This is a genomic window from Vibrio anguillarum, from assembly GCF_001989995.2.
Taxonomy (GTDB): domain Bacteria; phylum Pseudomonadota; class Gammaproteobacteria; order Enterobacterales; family Vibrionaceae; genus Vibrio; species Vibrio anguillarum.
This window is the reverse complement of record NZ_JAHGUP010000054.1, coordinates 76,350-95,684: the sequence shown is the minus strand read 5'-3', so window position 1 is coordinate 95,684 and position 19,335 is coordinate 76,350. Positions and strand designations below refer to the sequence as shown.

At 42.9% G+C, this 19,335-nt stretch carries 22 protein-coding genes; 8 read left to right on the top strand and 14 right to left on the bottom strand.

The features are described from left to right. Window positions 1-117 precede the first annotated feature (117 nt). Window positions 118-1,050, top strand: a complete 933-nt coding sequence (locus tag PL85_RS13595) for a LysR family transcriptional regulator (RefSeq protein WP_115339744.1) — start codon at window positions 118-120, stop codon at window positions 1,048-1,050. A 93-nt stretch (window positions 1,051-1,143) separates the two neighbouring features. Here PL85_RS13595 and mglC read toward each other — a convergent pair whose 3' ends face one another. From mglC to mglB, 3 genes are all read right to left on the bottom strand, one after another. Continuing rightward, window positions 1,144-2,151: a galactose/methyl galactoside ABC transporter permease MglC gene (gene mglC, locus PL85_RS13590; protein ID WP_013856962.1), complete on the bottom strand. Its 1,008-nt coding sequence runs from the start codon at window positions 2,149-2,151 to the stop codon at window positions 1,144-1,146. Between the two features lie 10 nt (window positions 2,152-2,161). After that, window positions 2,162-3,670: a galactose/methyl galactoside ABC transporter ATP-binding protein MglA gene (mglA, locus tag PL85_RS13585; RefSeq protein ID WP_088728825.1), complete on the bottom strand. Its 1,509-nt coding sequence runs from the start codon at window positions 3,668-3,670 to the stop codon at window positions 2,162-2,164. A gap of 137 nt (window positions 3,671-3,807) precedes the next feature. Then, a complete protein-coding gene (mglB, locus tag PL85_RS13580; RefSeq protein ID WP_026027227.1) occupies window positions 3,808-4,782 on the bottom strand; it encodes a galactose/glucose ABC transporter substrate-binding protein MglB in 975 nt (324 codons plus the stop codon). A 551-nt stretch (window positions 4,783-5,333) separates the two neighbouring features. Between mglB and PL85_RS13575 the strand changes: the two genes are divergently transcribed. Further along, window positions 5,334-5,819, top strand: coding sequence for a NifB/NifX family molybdenum-iron cluster-binding protein (locus tag PL85_RS13575; RefSeq protein WP_234826561.1), 486 nt, complete (start codon window positions 5,334-5,336; stop codon window positions 5,817-5,819). Beyond that, window positions 5,819-6,022, top strand: a complete 204-nt coding sequence (gene nqrM, locus PL85_RS13570) for a (Na+)-NQR maturation NqrM (RefSeq protein WP_013856966.1) — start codon at window positions 5,819-5,821, stop codon at window positions 6,020-6,022. Before PL85_RS13575 ends, nqrM begins: the two co-directional genes overlap by 1 nt. Here nqrM and PL85_RS13565 read toward each other — a convergent pair. Further along, window positions 6,019-6,297 (bottom strand): DUF134 domain-containing protein, encoded by a 279-nt coding sequence (locus PL85_RS13565; protein WP_026027228.1) that lies wholly within the window; start codon window positions 6,295-6,297, stop codon window positions 6,019-6,021. The two genes, nqrM and PL85_RS13565, sit on opposite strands and share 4 nt — an antisense overlap. Window positions 6,298-6,336: 39 nt before the next feature. Between PL85_RS13565 and PL85_RS13560 the strand changes: the two genes are divergently transcribed. From PL85_RS13560 to PL85_RS13550, 3 genes are all read left to right on the top strand, one after another. Continuing rightward, window positions 6,337-6,744, top strand: coding sequence for a PaaI family thioesterase (locus PL85_RS13560; RefSeq protein ID WP_017042460.1), 408 nt, complete (start codon window positions 6,337-6,339; stop codon window positions 6,742-6,744). Window positions 6,745-6,848: 104 nt separating this feature from the next. Next, window positions 6,849-7,145, top strand: a complete 297-nt coding sequence (locus PL85_RS13555) for a PTS fructose transporter subunit IIB (protein WP_017042461.1) — start codon at window positions 6,849-6,851, stop codon at window positions 7,143-7,145. A 6-nt stretch (window positions 7,146-7,151) separates the two neighbouring features. Further along, window positions 7,152-7,946 carry a PTS sugar transporter subunit IIA gene (locus PL85_RS13550; RefSeq protein ID WP_115339743.1) on the top strand — a complete coding sequence of 265 codons (795 nt, stop codon included), beginning with the start codon at window positions 7,152-7,154 and terminating at the stop codon, window positions 7,944-7,946. 2 nt (window positions 7,947-7,948) lie between these two features. Here PL85_RS13550 and PL85_RS13545 read toward each other — a convergent pair whose 3' ends face one another. After that, entirely contained in the window at window positions 7,949-8,851 is a 903-nt protein-coding gene (locus tag PL85_RS13545) for a helix-turn-helix transcriptional regulator (protein ID WP_160117740.1), read from the bottom strand. A gap of 327 nt (window positions 8,852-9,178) precedes the next feature. On the opposite strand from PL85_RS13545, the gene PL85_RS13540 reads away from it, so the two are divergent. Continuing rightward, complete coding sequence (locus tag PL85_RS13540; RefSeq protein ID WP_115339741.1) at window positions 9,179-11,077, top strand: PTS fructose transporter subunit IIABC; 1,899 nt, start codon at window positions 9,179-9,181, stop codon at window positions 11,075-11,077. 153 nt (window positions 11,078-11,230) lie between these two features. Beyond that, window positions 11,231-12,427 (top strand): mannose-6-phosphate isomerase, class I, encoded by a 1,197-nt coding sequence (gene manA / locus PL85_RS13535; RefSeq protein WP_214649679.1) that lies wholly within the window; start codon window positions 11,231-11,233, stop codon window positions 12,425-12,427. Between the two features lie 94 nt (window positions 12,428-12,521). On the opposite strand, the gene PL85_RS13530 is transcribed toward manA, so the two are convergent. The 9 genes from PL85_RS13530 to PL85_RS13490 form a co-directional block, all read right to left on the bottom strand. Next, a complete protein-coding gene (locus PL85_RS13530) occupies window positions 12,522-12,698 on the bottom strand; it encodes a hypothetical protein (RefSeq protein WP_017042466.1) in 177 nt (58 codons plus the stop codon). 259 nt (window positions 12,699-12,957) lie between these two features. Then, window positions 12,958-13,233, bottom strand: a complete 276-nt coding sequence (locus tag PL85_RS13525) for a hypothetical protein (RefSeq protein ID WP_013856975.1) — start codon at window positions 13,231-13,233, stop codon at window positions 12,958-12,960. 188 nt (window positions 13,234-13,421) lie between these two features. After that, complete coding sequence (locus PL85_RS13520; protein WP_115339739.1) at window positions 13,422-14,195, bottom strand: DUF5718 family protein; 774 nt, start codon at window positions 14,193-14,195, stop codon at window positions 13,422-13,424. 31 nt (window positions 14,196-14,226) lie between these two features. Further along, window positions 14,227-15,186 carry a triphosphoribosyl-dephospho-CoA synthase CitG gene (gene citG, locus PL85_RS13515; RefSeq protein ID WP_013856977.1) on the bottom strand — a complete coding sequence of 320 codons (960 nt, stop codon included), beginning with the start codon at window positions 15,184-15,186 and terminating at the stop codon, window positions 14,227-14,229. Further along, entirely contained in the window at window positions 15,173-15,694 is a 522-nt protein-coding gene (gene citX / locus PL85_RS13510) for a citrate lyase holo-[acyl-carrier protein] synthase (protein WP_013856978.1), read from the bottom strand. Before citX ends, citG begins: the two co-directional genes overlap by 14 nt. Further along, window positions 15,695-17,212: a citrate lyase subunit alpha gene (gene citF / locus PL85_RS13505; protein WP_013856979.1), complete on the bottom strand. Its 1,518-nt coding sequence runs from the start codon at window positions 17,210-17,212 to the stop codon at window positions 15,695-15,697. It lies immediately after the preceding gene. A gap of 12 nt (window positions 17,213-17,224) precedes the next feature. Next, the gene (citE, locus tag PL85_RS13500) at window positions 17,225-18,100 is read right to left on the bottom strand and encodes a citrate (pro-3S)-lyase subunit beta (RefSeq protein WP_029189992.1); all 876 of its coding nucleotides are present in this window, start codon (window positions 18,098-18,100) and stop codon (window positions 17,225-17,227) included. Beyond that, complete coding sequence (gene citD / locus PL85_RS13495) at window positions 18,100-18,399, bottom strand: citrate lyase acyl carrier protein (RefSeq protein ID WP_013856981.1); 300 nt, start codon at window positions 18,397-18,399, stop codon at window positions 18,100-18,102. The genes citE and citD overlap by 1 nt, the downstream gene beginning before the upstream one ends. Window positions 18,400-18,645: 246 nt before the next feature. Beyond that, entirely contained in the window at window positions 18,646-19,335 is a 690-nt protein-coding gene (locus PL85_RS13490; RefSeq protein WP_013856983.1) for a response regulator, read from the bottom strand.

Below are 19,335 nucleotides of genomic sequence, written 5' to 3'. Positions count from 1 at the left end.
ATCGCTCTGTATTGGGTTGTTATCCATAGGCTATAACAAAAGAATCACTAAATAATCTAGCTATAATTAAAAAGAGTATTTAGGATTACTTAACAATAACTGCGATATAGAATCTTAATGAACAAATTATTGAACATGGAGGTCTTTGTTGCCATTGTTGAGCAACAAGGGTTGGCGGCCGCCGCAAAAGCCATCAATATGTCCGCCGCTTCAGTCACACTAAAACTGCAAGAGCTTGAACGCCACTATGGCGTGAAATTGCTGCAAAGAACCACACGTAAAATTGCATTGACGGAAGCCGGCGAACGTTTCTATCCATTATGTTTACAAACCTTAGCCAACATCACTGAAGTCGAGTCTTCGCTATTTGCCGAGAAAACACACTTGGAAGGCAATATAAAAATTTCAGCACCCAAAGATCTCGGGCGACAACATTTGCTGCCACTGCTCGACTCCCTCTTAGCAAGACATCCTAAAATTGTGCCTCAGATTACCTTTAGTGACAGTGTGTTAGGGATATATGAAACAAAACTTGATTTGGTATTGCGTTACGGCACACTCAAAGATAGTCAATTGGTTTCCAGAAAATTAGCAACAAGTCGCCGCGTTCTTTGTGCCTCACCCGCATATTTAGCGTGTCATGGTCAACCGACGCACCCAGAGGATCTCAAACAGCATGCTTGCTTGGGTATGCTACGCAAAAGTGAATCATTAACGCGTTGGTCTTTTCTTAAAGGAGATGCCGTTCAAGATATTCTGATCAAACCATCACGTTTGTCTAATGATGGCGAAGTGATTCGCCAGTGGGCACTCGAAGGCGCAGGTATTGCACTCAAATCACAACTCGATATTCAACCCGACCTCAATGCTGGGAAACTCGTTCTTCTCTTGGAAGATTATCGGCAAAGTTTTAGTTCACACGATTTGGCCACAGGATCGGACTTGCATCTGCTCTATCCTAATCGTGATCACCAACCGTCACGTATCAAAATATTGATCGAGGAGATTGTGCGCTATTTTGAAAAACGTACGCTTCCTACTGGGCAATAGCAAAAGAGCGCCGATAAAGGCGCTCTTTGTTTATTTTATTTCGACAATTTTCGGCGATTAAATGTCGAAAATTGTATTTTTGCTCTTAGGCGGCTATTTCTTATTCGCGTACTTCATTGAGTCCAACGCGACAGCGAAAATAATAATGCCGCCTTTAATGATGTACTGCCAGTAAGGGCTCACGCCAATGTAGGTCATACCATAGTTGATCACAGTGAAGATAAGCACACCCGTGACCACACCCGCAATGCTTCCGACACCGCCAGCAAATGACACGCCACCCACAACACAGGCTGCAATCGCATCCAACTCGTACAAGAAGCCAAGATTATTGGTCGCACTGCCGATACGGCCAGCTTCCAACATACCGCCAAACGCATAGAACACACCCGATAAAGCATACACTTTCAGTAGCGTCAATGGCACATTAACACCAGAAACTTTTGCGGCTTCTGGGTTACCACCGACCGCGAAAATGTTCTTACCAAAAACGGTCTTATTCCACAAAATCCATGTAAAGATAATCGCGATAATGGCGTAGAAGGTTATGTACGAAAACCTAAAATCTCCAAATCGAATAAAACCTTGAGTGAATGAAGAGAAACGCTCATCAAAACCTGCAATTGGAGATGCACCCACCGAATCGTAGTAGAGAGAGTTAATCCCGTAGACGATGATCATGGTGCCTAATGTGGCGATAAACGGCGTTACTTTTAAATAAGCAACAATCACACCGTTCACTAAGCCGATGATCGCGCCGATCGCGCACACACAAAGAATCACAGCCACAATCGGCACGTCACCAATGCTGGGGAATACTTTGTTGACGTTATCAATTGATTGTAAAAGTGTTGCCGAAATTACAGCGGCTAAACCCACTTGACGTCCAGCAGAAAGGTCGGTTCCTTGCGTTACAATCAGCCCCGCCACACCCAATGCAATAATAACGCGCACTGAAGATTGCGTTAATATATTACTAAAGTTGCGTAAACTTAAAAATGATGGCTCCTGAATAATAATAATTGCCAGAAGAATAAATAGAACCGCATAGATCGCACCTTCCTTTAGGTGCTTCATTGCAAATGTTTTAACTGAATCCATAATAATTTCCCTAGAGGTAACGAGAGGCCAGCTCTAATATTTCATTCTGTGAAGTGTCTTTAGTATTAACGATTCCCGCAGCTCGGCCATTACTCATCACCAATATTCTATCGGTAATGCCTAACAACTCTGGCATTTCGGAAGAGATAATAATAATCCCTTTATTCTTTTTCGCTAATTCCAATATCAATTGATAAATTTCAAACTTTGCTCCGACATCAATACCCCGAGTCGGCTCATCAAGCATTAATATTTCTGGCTGAGTTAACAACCAACGGCCAATAATGACTTTCTGCTGATTACCACCAGACAAAGAACCGATTGATGTTTCATGAGAAGGTGTTTTTACACTCATGGAGTCGATTACCCACTGTGTATCACTCCTCATTTTTTTATTACTCAGTAAACCTAATTTGGTTTTGTATTCATCCACATTGGCAACCAAAGAGTTAAAGGTAATATCTAAATTACTGTAAATGCCGGTTGAACGACGTTCTTCTGTCACCAACGCAAAACCACTATTGATCGCTTCATGTGCATCACGGTTTTTCATCTCTCGGCCATGTAAGATAATGTGGCCGTTACTACGCTCACGAACCCCAAAAATGGTTTCCACAATATCAGTGCGTCTTGAACCGACGAGCCCAGCCACACCTAAGATTTCACCTTCTCTGAGATCAAACGAAATATCCTGAATAGAGGGTTGGTTCAGTGCTGTTAAATTTTTGATTTCGAGGATAATTTCTTTTGGCACATTGGTCTTTGTGGGAAAGCGCTGTGTTAATTCACGGCCAACCATCATCGAAATGATTTTGTCCATATCGAGCCCTTTCAACGGCCTCGTATCAACCCATTGCCCATCACGCAAGATGGTTATCTCATCACAAATAGTAAATATTTCTTCCATTTTGTGAGAGATGTACACCACGCCACAGCCTTTTTCTTTCAACTTGTTAATGATAGTAAAAAGATGCGATACCTCTTTTTCAGTCAAAGAGGACGTGGGTTCATCCATGATCACAATGCGCGCGTTGTAAGAAAACGCTTTCGCTATTTCGACCATCTGCCTTTGTGATACCGATAATTTAGCCACTTTAATTTTCGGGTCTATATCAATATCGAGTTCATCAAAGATCTCTTTGGTATCGCGATACATTTTATCGTGATCGACAAAGAGTCCTTTCTTTGGGTAACGCCCTAGCCAAATATTATCCATTACAGAACATTGTAATACTTGGTTAAGCTCTTGGTGGACCATGGAAACACCCGCTTCCAAAGCTTGCTTAGACGATTGAAAATTCACATGTTCGCCTAAAAATATAATATCACCTTCGTTTTTTTCATAAATTCCAAAAAGGCATTTTAATAGCGTCGACTTACCTGCACCATTCTCTCCCATTAACGCATGAATAGAGTGTGGTCGAACTTTCAAATTAACTTTATCTAATGCCTTAACCCCGGGAAACTCTTTACTCACCCCTGTCATTTCTAACAGAAATTCATGCTCTTGATTTACCATGGCATCACTTATTTATTCTTTGATTAATACCATTCAATATTAAATAAAATTTAATCAGCAATTATTTATTATTGATTGTATAAACACCCTATAAGTTAGGGAGTAAAGGGGGAATGACTTCCCCCTTGAACTTTAGGTTACTCGAGTGTCGATTTATCCACACCAACATAAGGAACACGAACAATCTTATTGGCCATTTCCCACTGAGTGCCTTCGGTTGCAGCTTTACCGTTGGCTAAATTACGTGCAAGTTCAAATGTCGCTTTCGCTTGTGAATCTGCATCATTAAGCACAGTGCCTGCCATGTCGCCAGATTTAACTAATGCTAATGCTTCTGCTAACGCATCAACACCGAATACTGGTACTTTCGCACCCGCACCACGTAACGCTTCAATCGCACCCATCGCCATACCATCATTATTGGCAATCACGACTTCGATTTTGCTGCCGTTGGGGCCAGATAACCAAGCATCCATTTTATCTTTTGCCATGGCGGTATCCCACATACCAGTATCCATGTGTAGCTCTTCTGTTTTGATGCCATTTTCGTTAATGGTTTTCACAGAATAAGAAGTACGAGCTTCCGCATCTGGGTGACCTGGTTCGCCTTTCAGCATTACATATTGCAGTACACCGTCACCGTTTTTATCCCAAGCAGGATTGGCTTTCCAGTGTTGCGCAATGAGATCGCCTTGGATGATGCCCGACTCTTTTGAATCTGTACCCACATAATAGGCTTTGTCATATGAAGCGAGCGCTTTAGCACTCGGTTCTTTGTTGTAAAAAACGATAGGAACATCATCCATTTTCGCTTTTTGAATAATACTTGGTGCAGCTGCAGGGTCGACAAGGTTGATCGCCAGTGCTTTCACACCACGAGCCAACATGACATCCACTTGGTCATTTTGCATTGATTGGCTGTTTTGTGAGTCATTCATCAAAACCTTGGTGTTGCCGTCATTATTTGCCTGTTTTTCAATCGCTTGGCGAACAACTGACATAAAGTTATCATCGTACTTATAAACGGTCACACCGATCGTTGTGTCAGCCATGACTTGAGTGCCGAAACTCATACCAGCCGCAAGCATGGCTAAAGTAGTTAACTTTCTCATTGAACAAGTCCTATTTGTTAGTGTTGTTATTACGTTGTGTAGGGGGAGAAACGTTAACTCTGAGAAACAGCAGTGAAAACGTTTACCTTTCAAAGGATAGTAGTAAAGAAAACAATTAATGTGAACCAGTTAAAATTTCAGTTTTGAAATCGCATTTTCATGCAGTTTCTTGTGAATAGTTTGATAACTATTGCAAAACTAAGTAATCATACGTAACGCAATGTAACATCGAGACCTATTTCTCTTTTTAAAAGTGCGATCCACCACGAAAGAGATCATACCTCTCAAAACACCAAGTGTTAACGTTTACACTTTCGAGTTTCCAATATGCAATAGATTTAATTTTCATTTGACTGCTCACAAAGTGTAGATGAGGCTTGTTACATACGCCTGCAATTTATTCGCGTATTTTTACGCCATATCGGGTCTCGATTTACCAAACAGCACCACGACTTTTAATTAATGAATTCTTACATTGTCATTTTTATTATTGGCATATGCCAATAATAAGGTGTATTTTAAATACAAGAACCCGATAAACTTTAGGAGCCATGATGATTTATGCCATCCCTTGTGATCAAAACTCGCCTTTTAATCACTTTGCCAAAGCGCCTCAATTGATGATTGTGGACGATACTACCGCCACTAGCCAACGTATTGACGTTACTAAAACCGAGGGCAGTTGTGGCCACAAAAAACAGCTACTTGCACTGCTAAGAGAGAATAGCGTGGACGCTGTCATCGTCCGCAATATCGGACAAAATATGTTAGCAGCGATTTTAGAAAAGAAGATTGCGGTATATTACGCACCAAGAGGCAGCCAATTAACATCACTTCATCCAAACCATCTTCTGCCCGTCACCGACGTCTCTTTTGGCAAGCCTTCAGCCAATAAATCGAAGAAACGTTGTGCTAGTCAATGTGGATCGAAGAAAGTGGATAAACATAACAAACTGGCACCCAGAATGCTGTCACCAACTACCATAGAAGCGTTGAAGAAAGTGCTGAAAGTAAAAGCGATTGTCGAGGGAAAATAATGACTTATGTTATAACCTTTGCGTTTTTTATTGGCATTATTGTCTTGATGGCGATCGGTGTTTTGTTTCGCCGCCGCTCGCTGCAAGGCAGTTGTGGTGGGTTAGCAAATATCGATATTGAAAGAGAATGTAACTGCGTAGACGTTTGTGATGAGCATCAGAAGGTGTTGTATCAAATTCAAGAACCTGATCACGAGCGTTAGCGCTCAACCAACATCAACGCATGACCTTCCACCAAGCAAGTCGCGACTTTCGCTCTTGCTTGGTTAACGATATTACCAAAGGTTTGTCGCGATATGCCCATCTGCGTAGCTGCTTGTAATTGGCTAAGCCCCTCTTTATCAGCCAAACGCAACGCTTCAAGTTCTTCTGGCAGTAAATCTACTGTGTTCAATTCAGATAATTTGACACCGTTGGGTTTGAAGCATGCATACGCCGCTTGACCACAAACACGACGAATTTTTTTGGGTCTTGCCATTTTCTTCTCCTAATCATTTAAAAACAGTTTGGTGAACTTATGAACATTCAGCCTCCCCTACAACATTGCCACTGCGCGGTGTGTTGTGCCCCGTTCTTTTCTGAAACGCACACACTGCAATTTAACCAAACAGAAACGGGGAGAGTATGCGCACAGATTGTAGCAACAGAAAAGATGCAAGGCTATCAAGGGGTCATGCAGGGTGGACTTATCAGCACCTTACATGACGCTGCCATGACGCATTGTCTGTTTGCACAGTGCATTTATGCGATGACAGCAGAGCTAAACGTACGTTATCTGCACCCTATTCCACTGAATGTACCGTTGCAAGTCGAAGCGCATCTTATCAAACAAAAACGTCACATTTACTATCTGTGCAGCACCATTTTTTATGATGGGCTTCCCTATTCTACGGCCAGTGCAAAGTTTATGTGCAAAGCTGAGTAGCTTGAGTGCTACAGTCATTAGGGTGCTGGCTTAGCGTAAACTTCGGTTGAGTCACGCTTTCATCCTCCTTATACTCACTCATCATTTCTTTATTATCTTTCGTTATGAAAATTATCGCAGTAACTGCTTGTCCAACAGGCATCGCGCACACCTATATGGCCGCAGACGCACTCAAAAAAGAAGCGAATAAGCGTAATATCTCGATCAAAGTCGAAACCCAAGGCGCAATGGGTGTCGAGAACCCACTGACAGTGGCAGATATTGTCAACGCGGATCTGATCCTCATCGCTTCAGATATCGACATTGAACAGCGTGAACGTTTTGTTGGTTGCAAAACGGTTCAGGTGTCCATTGAAGAAGTGTTGACGAACGTGCAATCTGTTTTAGATCGTTATTTGTAACCGCCGATGATCACAACGCGCATCACCTTTGTTTTAAAAGCAGGCGGTCTGGTCAGCTGGCAATTAAATGAATTGAAAGATCTCAACCGCCATTTTCGCTCGGTGGTGGTGCTGTTTAACATCACGCGTGACAACAAGGCAATGTTCAACCATACACTGCAAGTGTTAAGCCTTGGTTCAAACCCGGGAGATGTATGCCAAATTGCCATTGAAGGGCTCGACGCCGAGTTGGCCTGCATGGTGATGACAGAGTATTTGCGCGAGCACACACTGCTTATTTCAACATCACACAAACAAAATGCCAAAGCGGAATTGGCGTTTGCCACCCACTCTGCTTTTCAACTGCCCTTTTCGCTACAGTGGCATTACGCCACATTAGGCCCTGAGCTTAGCAAATCAGAAGCACTCGACACGATTGCTAAGCAGATCATGCCCGCACATTGCCATGATATTTTGCATGCGCTGGAAAAAAGAGAAGCCATCTCCCCGACCATTATTGGCCGTGGAATAGCGCTACCCCATATCATTCACGCACGAGTTGCCCAGCCAACACTGGCGGTTCACTGGTTAGCAAACCCGCTATCATGGTCAGAAAAATCCGGCGATGTGTCGCTGATCATCACCTTATTACTGCCGACATCAGCGCCGCGAACCGTGATTAAACCGGTCACGCAGTTAACTCGTTGGTTGCTGGAAGAGGAACATCGTCAATGGCTACTTACGGCAAAAAGAGAAGAAACCCTTAAAGCCATTTTGCTGCACGTGATGGCTAAGCCGTGCGACCCAATACAAAATGAATAGCTTTATTGCGACAGAGTTCGATATTCAGATGGAGTCATACCCGCTTTGCTTTTAAATACGCGGAAAAAATAATTCACATCTTGAAATCCACAGCGCGTGGCCACTTCGGCTAAACGAAAGGTGTATTTCTTCAACATAAATTTTGCCCGTTCAATTCTTACCCAAGTGATGTAATCAGCAAGAGTCATGTGTCCTTGTTGGCGAAACATGCGCGATAAATGGTTGGCGGAAATGTTAAACCGCTGTGCGATGCTGTCACGGCAAATAGTGCGATGAAAATTTTCTTGGATATAGATGCAGATGCCTTGATATAAATCTTCACTGCGCTTTTTAGGAGAAGCGGTCGGTTGATCAAGCATTGTGGCGCTGTAACTCAACAGAGCCAACAACAAATGTTCGTCCATTGGGCTTTTCTGAGGCTCACGTGCTAATGCATTTAGCCCTTCGAGCATGTGATCAATCGCGTGCCCAGTACGCGTTGGAATACTGTGTTTCTGAACATCATAAAAACCACTCTCGCCTTTGTGTTTACTGACCAAACTAAACCCCATTTGACGACGGCCAAATAGCAAACTCAAGACCGAACAGCTCTCTTGCCAATCAGGTTTATTCCAGCAGTTCGGAGGTATATAAAGCGCATCACCAGATAAGATGTTGACCTTACTGATACCGTGTTCAATCTCTTCGATTTCGTTGCTATACACGCCGCTTAAAACCAATTCTAGACGAGGGAAATTGACTTGGTAACTGAACGCTGGCGGCGTTATTTTGTCCCCAGCAAACCATATTCGATTAAAACTTTCTCTCTCCGAGAGCAGCACTTCAATCACATTTTTAAATACTGGGATCACAAAATTCACCCTATACCCATCAATAAACGAGGCAACTATAATCCAATACCTCATGAATCACCAATCATTACGCATTCGATAACTCCGATCGAAAAAGCAAAATAATCAATTTATCTAATTGAATTAAAATAAAAAATTAATCATAAATTCAAATTATCACCCTAAAACCAAAATAAGAGCCTGATCACGTTTGCAGCCACAGGTTACAATAATCCAGTAAATGCCAGTTTCGTACACTACAACTGTTCACCCGAGGCGCTCACAATATCTCCAACAAAAAGCGCGGTGCGCAATAACAATATCCCCAAACAGTTTGAAGTTGCAGCCAACATGGCTCAGTTCTACGTGCGAAGGGGATAAAAACCATATAGGGGACGAAACATGATCACTCAACTCATTAATGAGAACTTGATCCGGCTTGATTTGAAAGCAACATCAAAAGATGGCGTTTTCTCAGAGCTGGTCGATGTACTGTTAGAACAAGGACGCATCAGCGATAAATCGCAGTTTTTAGCCGATATCTATGCTCGTGAAGAGCTTGGTAACACTGGATTTGAAGATGGTGTCGCGCTGCCTCATGCCAAAAGTTCCGCCGTTATCTCGCCTGCAGTTGTGATAGGCATCAGCAAAAGCGGTATCGAATATGGCGCGGAAGATGGCTTGCCTTCTAAATTATTTTTCATGATAGCCTCGCCTGATGGTGGTTCAAATCATCATATTGAAGTGCTGGCAGAGCTCTCTTCCAAGCTTATTGAAGAAGGGTTCATCCAACGTTTCTTAGACGCAAAAACAGAGCAAGCAGCGCTAGATTTGTTGCTACAAAAAACCGAAAAAACAACCGATGTTGAAGCCAATAAAGGCTTTTTGATTGGCGTAACGGGCTGCCCAGCCGGTGTCGCACACACTTATCTTGCCGCTGAAGCGCTGGAAAAAGGGGCCGCCGCGATGGGTTATCAAATTAAAGTCGAAACCAACGGTTCGATTGGGGTGAAAAACAGCCCAACGGATGAAGAGATAGCCAAAGCTGATGCGATCATCGTGGCTTGTGACAAGCAAGTTGACATGGTGCGCTTTGCGGGTAAAAAACTGATTGAAACGGGCGTTAAAGCGCCGATTCGTGATGCAAAAGGGTTGATTGAAAAAGCCCTCAGCGCACCAAAATATCAAGCCGATGCCAGTACCAAGACTTTAGGTGGAAAAGGCAAAGCGGCGCAAGCTCGCTCCGATTTATACCGCTATTTGATGAATGGTGTATCGCATATGATCCCATTCGTTGTTACTGGCGGTTTGTTGATTGCTTTAGCACTCGCTATTGGCGGCGAGCCAACCGAAGCTGGTATGGCCATTCCTGACGGCAGTATGTGGAACCAAGTGCTGAACGTCGGTGTGGTTGCTTTTACATTGATGATCCCCATTCTTGCAGGTTACATCGCGTATGCGATCGCCGATCGCCCCGCTCTGACTCCTGGCTTAATTGGTGGTTGGATCGCTAACAACGGGTCATTCTACGGCGCAGATGCCGGTACAGGTTTTATCGGTGCCATTATTGCTGGCCTTTTAGTCGGTTATTTCATCAAATGGTTAACAAGCATCCATTTTCACAAGTTTATTCAACCACTTGTGCCAATCATGATTGCACCCATCGCAGGCTCACTCTTTATCTCTGGGCTCTTTATTTTTGTTATCGGCGCGCCGATTGCAAGCTTGATGGATGGCTTAACCGCACTACTTACGAGCATGAGCTCAGGTAACGTGATACTGCTCGGTATTGTGCTCGGCGGCATGGCTGGCTTTGATATGGGTGGCCCATTTAACAAAGTGGCATTCCTCTTCTCTGTTGGTATGATTGCCAGCGGTCAAACTCAATTTATGGGTGCAATGGCGTGTGCCATTCCAGTCGCGCCACTTGGTATGGCTTTAGCGACCGTACTGGGCCGTAAACTGAACTTGTTTGAAGCCTCTGAAATTGAAGCAGGTAAAGCTTCCGGTGCAATGGGCTTGGTTGGTATTTCTGAAGGAGCCATTCCATTTGCCGCGCAAGATCCGATGTCAGTCATTCCAGCAAACATCTTGGGGTCGATGGTTGCAGCGGTTATGGCGTTCACTTTTGGTATTACAAACAGTGTTGCCCACGGCGGTCCTGTAGTAGCATTGCTCGGTGCCATGAATAAGCCTTTGCTAGCTTTGCTTTGCATGGCAACCGGTGCTGTAGTGACAGGTGTTGTTTGTATCACTCTGAAAAAAATGCGCCAAGCGAAATTACAACAAGCAACGGCTTAATGATCAAGCACTCTCCCCCGAGAGTGCTTGATGTTCATCAACGCTGAGCTTCTGATTTTATGTTGTACTCCCGCTTTAACTCGGGAGTTTTTTATTTCGCTTACTCTATGTACTGCTGCTTTGTTTTTATTTTGATTTTTTGTGAGATGTACTATGACCAATAACAAACAACCTTTCTTTTTAATGGACAATGTCATCCAAAACTATGCGTGGGGAAGCACGACTTCGATTCAGCACTTGTTTGATATTGCTAACCCAAACAACACTCCACAAGCAGAAATTTGGATGGGAGCACACCCAAATGGATGCTCACAAATTCATGTGAATGGAGAACCTGTTTCGTTGCTTGAGATGATCAACCAAGATAAAACAGCGTTTCTTTCTGCTACTACTGCAACAACCTTTGGTGAGTTACCTTATCTTTTCAAAGTACTTGCCGCAGCGAACGCCCTTTCGATTCAAGTTCACCCAAGTAAGCAAGAAGCGGAAATTGGTTTTGAGAAAGAAAACCAAGCGGAGATCCCACTCAATGCCGGACATCGCAACTATAAAGATCCTAACCACAAGCCGGAATTGGTTTACGCCCTTACCCCTTATCAAGCGATGAATGGGTTTCGCCCAATCACAGAGATTGTTGAACAATTTCAAACGCTGAATATCAATGCGATTTCAACCCTAGTCGATGATTTTGCACACAACCCAACATCACAAGGTTTAAAAACCTTTTTTAGTGCATTGCTATCATTAACTGGCGAGAAAAAAGAACATGCGGTGAATGCATTATTAGCGTATGCCCACCATCATTCAGATGATGATCTTTTTGAGCTCATTTTAGAGCTGGCACAACAGTACCCCGGTGATATCGGTCTATTTTCTCCATTAATGCTCAATGTACTCACTTTAGCTCCGGGTGAGGCCATGTTTTTAGACGCCAGAACGCCACACGCCTACTTGAAAGGTACCGGGCTTGAAATCATGGCCAATTCAGACAACGTATTGCGCGCTGGCCTAACACCCAAACACATGGATATTGAAGAGCTCGCATCATGCACGCTATTTGAAGAAAAACCCGCTTCAAGCCTGTTATTGAAACCAATCGAAGAAAATGGAGCATTACTGTTCCCTGTCCCAGTCCGCGATTTTAAGTTTGCGATTTACCTCAATGCCGCGCAAGTTAACGTGAAAATCAACAGTGCCGAAATTATCTTTGCCATTGATGCTGATGCGACCTTAACCCATGACAATGGTGAGTCTCTAACCGTGAAAAAAGGTCACTCAATCTTCATCCCCGCATACGCTGAACATTATCAACTGTCATCACTTGGACGTGTCGCACGCGCGTATAATTAACAGCCGACGTGATAAACAAAAAAGCCAGCATCTGTTCTGCTGGCTTTTTATTTGGGATTATTACGAAAATTTGCGCTAATCGATTTGTGGGCAGTTAGATATTCTGCGACTGCTTCCAAACCGCCAGTTCAACCCACATTTGTTCAAGTTGTTGCAACTCTTCTTCTGTGAGCAGTGCTAAGGTCGTTTGAGATTCAGATGTCGGACCGTCTTTGAGAGAGCGAATCTGCGCATAAAAATCCTTCTTTAATTGCGATATCACAGGGTCCACAACCGATTCCTATAAAAATACTAAAATTCTCAAAAATAATACCATTTTTCATAGACATGTCTTATGTCGTGTTAAGTTATGGAATAGTTATCACATTTCTAATGTCGGAGGTTAAGGCATCACAAAGCACACCTCCAATTCCATAATCAACATTACACTTTTCAAACATTAAAACCAGAACTACAAATTTTAGATAAAAAAAGAGCAATGCAAAATAAATGGCATTGCTTAACTTCCAACAAAATCCCTACAAGGATATCTACAAACTTAGCTCTGCTGGAACAACACTGACTTTCTCATCAAGTTCAATGGGGTTTAAAAAATTAGCGCTGTGTTCTTTACACAAAGGTATAACAAATAGCCTATCATCACTAAAACCAGTTTGTTTGACCAATACGCCATGATGATGCTTGTTTATGCAATTATGTTCTGCACAAAATTGGTATTCATTATTATTAAAGTGATTCCAGTAACTAAGCCAATTCTGTTTTGATTCTTCACTTAAATTTTCGTTAAATGTATTGGTTACAATCATTGTTCAATCCTGTCGATGAGCACAAAATGATAATATGACGAAATAGAAACCATAAGTATGAATAAGCTATCACTTTCTTGACGTTCAAATATCATTTAATGAATTCTATGAATTTAATTCTCACGCCGACTAATGCTTGACTATTAAAAAATAGAAATTTAAATAGAAAAACAAATATCCCTACAATGTTAAATAATATGTTGAGACAATGATAATATGTATTGGTTATTGATAATATATTGTGATTTAAACATTCTCTTTATTTCATCCTCATTAGTATGATTTATATCATAAGCAGCGATATGAACTTTATCACCTTTCTGGATAAAGTTCATATCACCCCAATAGGTATAATTTGGTGCACCAGTAAAGAGAATCAGTTCATTAGGAAAACCTTGTTTTTCTATTTCAGGTAAAATAGTGCTATACATACCTTCATCAACTTGGTTATTAATCACGTTAGTTAACCACACCATTAAATGACAATAGAATATTTTTAGTTCGGTGCAATCAACTTCTGGCGTTGCTAAATAGAAATCACCATCTCGTTCAATATAGGAGATAAGCTTTAAATTCTCACCATAATTTGAAGGACTTAATCTCAGCACATCCCACCAATAGTGATTAATCCCTTTAGAACATTCTCCCCAAGATTTTCGTTGGTCAATTTTATTGGAACCTGTCAATTCACGAATAGTAAAGTCATTGCCTATAGTAAGCTGTTTTGGCATTAAAGCGCTCACTTTCCCTTGCTCATAACTCACTTGGCAACGAATAACAAATTCTGGCTCAATATCAACTTTACTTCCACTTCTTGGGTAGTAGATTATCTTCCCTGAGGTTAACGTTTCCGGATGAGAACAATCAATCACAAAGATACCATTGGGCAATGCCGTTTCTTGTACTTGTTCTGCACCACTTAAATGACCTGAATAATTACCAATAATACCGATACACAACATGAAACTTTCCCTTTATCACTGACTTTATTGCTTATATTGACACTTGTTTGTTCACCAGTATCTGTGAACAAATATCGAGTTGAGCAAGCAGCCAAGTAGCAGCCAGCAAATCTGCACTACCTCCTGGACTGAGATTTTTATGCGTAAATTGCTGGTCGAGTAGCGTAATTTCACTGTCAAGGTTGGTGTGGGGATAATGGCTTTTTTCCAGTAGCTGCCTTGATTGACTTTGTACGTAGTCGAGACCCGACATTCCACCACGGTTAACCACATTGCTGTCACAGTTGTGGCTCATTAAAGAGAGCAAGGTTTTTGACAGCGCTTGCTCTTCCGAATGGCCTTGCAAAATGCACTCTTGGTAAATAGGCAGCCCGTAACAATAAATGGTAGGGTAACCTTTTGAAGCTTCTCCTCGAATGCCCGTAATTCCAAATTGTTTGTACAGTTTTTCTCCAGCAGTTACGGGGATTTTATTGGATAATTTTAAATCATCTACCACCAAACTTGCGCAACACTCTTTGATAACGGCTCTCACTCGTTGTGAGTCGTAACTGAGTCCTTTTTGATACAGCCAGCCGACTGCACCGCATATCAGGCCAAGGGTAAAAATCATGCCTTTATGCGTATTAACTTTATTGGTTGCGGAAAACATCGCTTTCTCTGCCTGAATACCAACAGTTCTTAAACCCGGCAGCAGTGATTTGGCTGGTAAATACGACATTCTGGCTCCTGCTTTAACGAATGCCTTCATAAACGGCCGAAGTGCATCGCAACTGCGCACAAATGTATGGATGTCCATATCATGGTGCGCACCGTTTGAGGAGCAATCTACCAGCCCCGCTTTTGGGGTTAAATGCACTTCTAACATCATGGCGTGGTAGGCCAAATTGCCTGCTAACACACAAATATTCAGCCTCAACGCTCCACGTTCGGCTGGTTGATATAGGCAGCAGTCATCCATCAACCATTCAATGCTTCTATTGGCAATCATGGGTTATCTCGCTCATTTTATGGATCAATTCAGACAGAGGATGAGTTCGGTTACGAGCGCAACTTTTCGCCTCGTTCTCACATAATAAACAGCGTCGCTTCGGCAAACGTAACATCTCTCTCGACATTGGAAGACCAGAGGTTGAAATCACATCGATATCAAATAGACGCCCATAGTGATGATTCTCCTCCAATTTCACCATCAAGCATTTTAACCGATAGGGATCTTCGCATTTTGCAGCGATCAAAAGCTCATAGCCGGTGACTTCCACAACAGTTTCCATCCGAACAACCGCAATGTTGTTTGCTAAACAGGTTTCTAAAATAGCATAGTATCCAGCATCAAACGCTTTTTCTGATATCGCATTTTTCTTAACAACCCCCACCATGTTGATCGTGAAACTGATCAGCGGCAGAGAGTGAGTGTTAACCCACTCTCTTTGTCGATAGGCTCTTTGTTCTTTACAATCAAGTAATTGCTGTAAATTAACTTGTGGCCCACTGTACACTCACAACTCCTTAACTTGCCGAATCACATCAAGCACTGAACCATCACGGTAACGAACATAGCCCACCACTTTTTCTTCAAAAGCAATGGACCTTGGTTTACCCGTCAATAATTCTGCCCTCTCTTGCAACTGCTCGATGCTCATTAGAATCAGGCCACTTTGTTGCAATTTTTCGGCAATTTCAGGTCGATTCGGGTTAACTGCCACACCATGATCAGTCACTAACACATCAATTTCGCTGCCAACGGTCACGACATTCAATACTGATTCTACAACCGTAGGAATTCGGCCTCTGACCAAGGGAGCAACAATAATCGTCAAATTGGCCGAAGCCGCAGTATCACTGTGACCACCCGATGCGCCGCGGATAACACCATCGGAACCGGTAATCACATTGACGTTGAAATCGGTATCGATCTCTAGTGCACTTAAGATCACTACATCCAATCGATCTACTACCGCTCCTTTGGAGGCAGGATTAGCATATTGGTTAGCGGAAATTTCAATGTGGTTTGGATTGCGAGCTAAAGAGTCAATCGCATGGCCATCGAATGACTGAACATCGAGTAGCGTTTTGATCAAGCCTTTTTCATGCAGATCCACCATAGTGGATGTAATACCACCCAGTGCAAAACTGGCTGTAATATTCTTTCTGACCATTTTTTCTTCAAGAAAACGAGTCACCGCTAAAGAAGCACCACCCGAGCCAGTTTGCATTGAGAAATCTTGCTTAAAGTACCCAGAATGCTCAATAACATCGGCCGCTTTCCGTGCAATCAAAAGCTCACGGGGGTTACTTGTCATACGTGTTGTTCCACCGCCGATTTTTGAAGCATCGCCGACACATTTCACCAGTACCACACTATCAACACTATCTTGCGCTATTGAAGCTGGTTGGTTTGGAAATTGAACCAGTTGCTCGGTTAAAATAACCACATGCTTAGCGTACATGGCATCGATTTGTGCGTAACCCAAAGAGCCACAACGTGAATGACCATGTACGGCATTGGCATTACCAAATTCGTCACTGGTAGAGACACCAAGAAACGCAACATCAATATTAAGTTCACCAGATTGTATAAGCTGAACACGACCACCATGCGAATGAATGTGGATCGGCTCATTCATGGATCCGTTGGAAATAAATTCCGCCAGCTCACCACGCAATCCGGAGGTATAAATCTTACTCACTACACCATTTTCTATGTGCGTAATAAGCGGTGAATGGATTTCGGCCAACGAGCTGGAGGCTAAGGTTAAATTCTTTAATCCTAGCTGCGCGAGGACATCCATCACCATGTTGATGATTTGATCACCACCACGAAAAGAGTGATGAAATGAGACAGTCATACCATCTTTCAACCCACTGTTGCGCACAGCGTCTTGAACGGTTTTGAACAGCTTACGTGACTTTTTTTTGTCACGGTCATATAAGTGGGGAGTAAGCTCATGTGGACCCGCATAAGGTCTTAAATTGGGAGCCGTTAAATCAAATTCACGAAGTTTTTTATTATTCATCCAACTGCTGCCTTACTGTTTAATACCGGATTTTGCCCGCTCTAGTGTCCATCGAGCACGTTCAATGATCGGCGCATCCACCATTTTTCCATTGAGAGAAACCACGCCAGAACCTTGTTGCTCAGCGTCTTGCGCCACCTCAATAACGGCGTAAGCGTGATCAACTTCTTTCTGTGATGGAGCAAAAACGTTGTGGATCATTTCGATTTGGCGAGGGTTAATCAGCGACTTGCCATCAAAACCTAATGTTTTGATCTGTTCCGCTTCGTGAAGAAAGCCTTCGTCATTGTTCGCATCGGAATAAACAGTATCGAAAGCCATGACGCCGGCGGCACGAGCAGCTTGCAGTATTGAACAGCGTGCAAACAAAAGTTCAGTGCCTTCAGATGTGCGTTGTGTACGCAAATCGCGTACATAATCTTCTGCGCCCAACGCAATACCAATCAAACGTTTTGAACCACAAGCAATCTCAACAGCGTTATTTACTCCCATCGCCGATTCAATCGCAGCAAGCATTTTGGTACTGCCTAACTTGCGACCAAATTCAATTTCAGCTTGTTCTATGGCAAGCTCCATATCCACCACATCTTGCAGCGTATCTGTTTTGGGTAAACGCACCGCGTTCACGCCAGCTTTGACGACGGCCCTTACATCAGCATGTCCAAAATCAGATTCCAAAGCATTAACACGTACAATCGTCTCAATATTTTGGTAGAGCGGGTGTTGCAGTGCGTTGTAAACCAACATGCGCGCCGTATCTTTCTCACGCAGGGAGACGGAATCTTCTAAATCAAACATGATTGCATCGGGTGTGTAGATGAATGCATTGCTTAACATTGCCGCATTGGAGCTTGGGACAAAAAGCATGCTTCTTCGTAGCTTACTCATTAAATTGCCCCCCAAATAATGTCGTTATTAGCGATATTCGCTGCGCGCATCACTGCGGCTTGTACGCGAGCGCGGATCACACAATCAAGGGCTCCTTTATCATTAATAGTGACGATGGCAGAACTGACACCCATCTCCTCCAACGTGTGAGTTACAACCTGACGGATAATTGGCTCAAATTGCTTTTCGACCGAGCTAGTAATGTCAATTTTCAGATGACCGCCACCGCTAGGTGTCACTTCAACGAGTAGGTCACTCGACTCAAGTGTTCCAGCGTAGGAGCGCTGACTAATATGCATACGAAGTCCTTAAGATACGTCTATTGGATGTTTGAATTTTTTGACAATAGATGTTTATCCGCTATTGCCTGTTGCTAGCATTGTCGTCAAAGGCTGGGCGATTAAAGGGGACGCTGCTCAAGTTTCGCTGTAGGGTAAAAACCATTAACGTTTTTAATGAATTTAATCGCGAGTAAAGAAAGAACAATAGCAATGATGTGAAAACGCCACCCTGAAAGAGTGGCGCGGTAGCGATAAGCATAAATACTAGGCGTTTTTAACGTAGACCCGTTCAGGTCTACCGACCCGGCCATGCTCATTTTCAACCGAGATGAAACCGCTGGCGGCGCAATATTCAAGGTAGCGTCGCGCAGTGGTTTTACTGATCCCCACTTCACTGCCTAAACTTTCCGCGGTGTATTTAAGGCCGCTATTGGCTCTAAATACTTGTTTAATCATATCCAATGTTAACTCACCAATCCCTTTAGGAAGGCGGCTGGATTCTTTATCCCGCGTCTGGATATTAAATAAATCATCGACATGGCGTTGGCTGATGTTGTCAAACGCTTTGATGGCACAGTGGTATTTCAAGTATCGATTGAGCGTTTCTTGCAGTCTATCGTAAGAAATAGGCTTTAAAAGGTAGTCAAAACAACCACAATGAAGCGCGTCTTTTACTGTTTCCATCTCACTTGATGCCGTCACCAAAATCACATCGGGTTGATTGCCACTCTTATCGGCGATGATCTCGCGCAACAAATCAATCCCACGGCCATCGGGCAAGTAGTTATCTAAAATGATCAGGCTAGGTTTATGGATCCGTATCATCGTTTTCGCCATAGCAATGGTCGATGCGATACCGATAGGATTGAACCTTATCGTCTGACGGAAGAAATGTGCATGAAGTTCAGCGATTCCAACTTCATCTTCTATAATTAATACATCAATCATATTCAT

Excerpts from the sequence above, each read along its gene's own strand:
- PL85_RS13595 (WP_115339744.1), top strand. The coding sequence starts at position 118 with ATGAACAAATTATTGAACATGGAGGTCTTTGTTGCCATTGTTGAGCAA.
- mglC (WP_013856962.1), bottom strand. The coding sequence starts at position 2,151 with ATGGATTCAGTTAAAACATTTGCAATGAAGCACCTAAAGGAAGGTGCG.
- mglA (WP_088728825.1), bottom strand. The coding sequence starts at position 3,670 with ATGGTAAATCAAGAGCATGAATTTCTGTTAGAAATGACAGGGGTGAGT.
- mglB (WP_026027227.1), bottom strand. The coding sequence starts at position 4,782 with ATGAGAAAGTTAACTACTTTAGCCATGCTTGCGGCTGGTATGAGTTTC.
- PL85_RS13575 (WP_234826561.1), top strand. The coding sequence starts at position 5,334 with ATGATGATTTATGCCATCCCTTGTGATCAAAACTCGCCTTTTAATCAC.
- nqrM (WP_013856966.1), top strand. The coding sequence starts at position 5,819 with ATGACTTATGTTATAACCTTTGCGTTTTTTATTGGCATTATTGTCTTG.
- PL85_RS13565 (WP_026027228.1), bottom strand. The coding sequence starts at position 6,297 with ATGGCAAGACCCAAAAAAATTCGTCGTGTTTGTGGTCAAGCGGCGTAT.
- PL85_RS13560 (WP_017042460.1), top strand. The coding sequence starts at position 6,337 with ATGAACATTCAGCCTCCCCTACAACATTGCCACTGCGCGGTGTGTTGT.
- PL85_RS13555 (WP_017042461.1), top strand. The coding sequence starts at position 6,849 with ATGAAAATTATCGCAGTAACTGCTTGTCCAACAGGCATCGCGCACACC.
- PL85_RS13550 (WP_115339743.1), top strand. The coding sequence starts at position 7,152 with ATGATCACAACGCGCATCACCTTTGTTTTAAAAGCAGGCGGTCTGGTC.
- PL85_RS13545 (WP_160117740.1), bottom strand. The coding sequence starts at position 8,851 with ATGAGGTATTGGATTATAGTTGCCTCGTTTATTGATGGGTATAGGGTG.
- PL85_RS13540 (WP_115339741.1), top strand. The coding sequence starts at position 9,179 with ATGATCACTCAACTCATTAATGAGAACTTGATCCGGCTTGATTTGAAA.
- manA (WP_214649679.1), top strand. The coding sequence starts at position 11,231 with ATGACCAATAACAAACAACCTTTCTTTTTAATGGACAATGTCATCCAA.
- PL85_RS13525 (WP_013856975.1), bottom strand. The coding sequence starts at position 13,233 with ATGATTGTAACCAATACATTTAACGAAAATTTAAGTGAAGAATCAAAA.
- PL85_RS13520 (WP_115339739.1), bottom strand. The coding sequence starts at position 14,195 with ATGTTGTGTATCGGTATTATTGGTAATTATTCAGGTCATTTAAGTGGT.
- citG (WP_013856977.1), bottom strand. The coding sequence starts at position 15,186 with ATGATTGCCAATAGAAGCATTGAATGGTTGATGGATGACTGCTGCCTA.
- citF (WP_013856979.1), bottom strand. The coding sequence starts at position 17,212 with ATGAATAATAAAAAACTTCGTGAATTTGATTTAACGGCTCCCAATTTA.
- citE (WP_029189992.1), bottom strand. The coding sequence starts at position 18,100 with ATGAGTAAGCTACGAAGAAGCATGCTTTTTGTCCCAAGCTCCAATGCG.
- citD (WP_013856981.1), bottom strand. The coding sequence starts at position 18,399 with ATGCATATTAGTCAGCGCTCCTACGCTGGAACACTTGAGTCGAGTGAC.
- PL85_RS13490 (WP_013856983.1), bottom strand. The coding sequence starts at position 19,335 with ATGAATATGATTGATGTATTAATTATAGAAGATGAAGTTGGAATCGCT.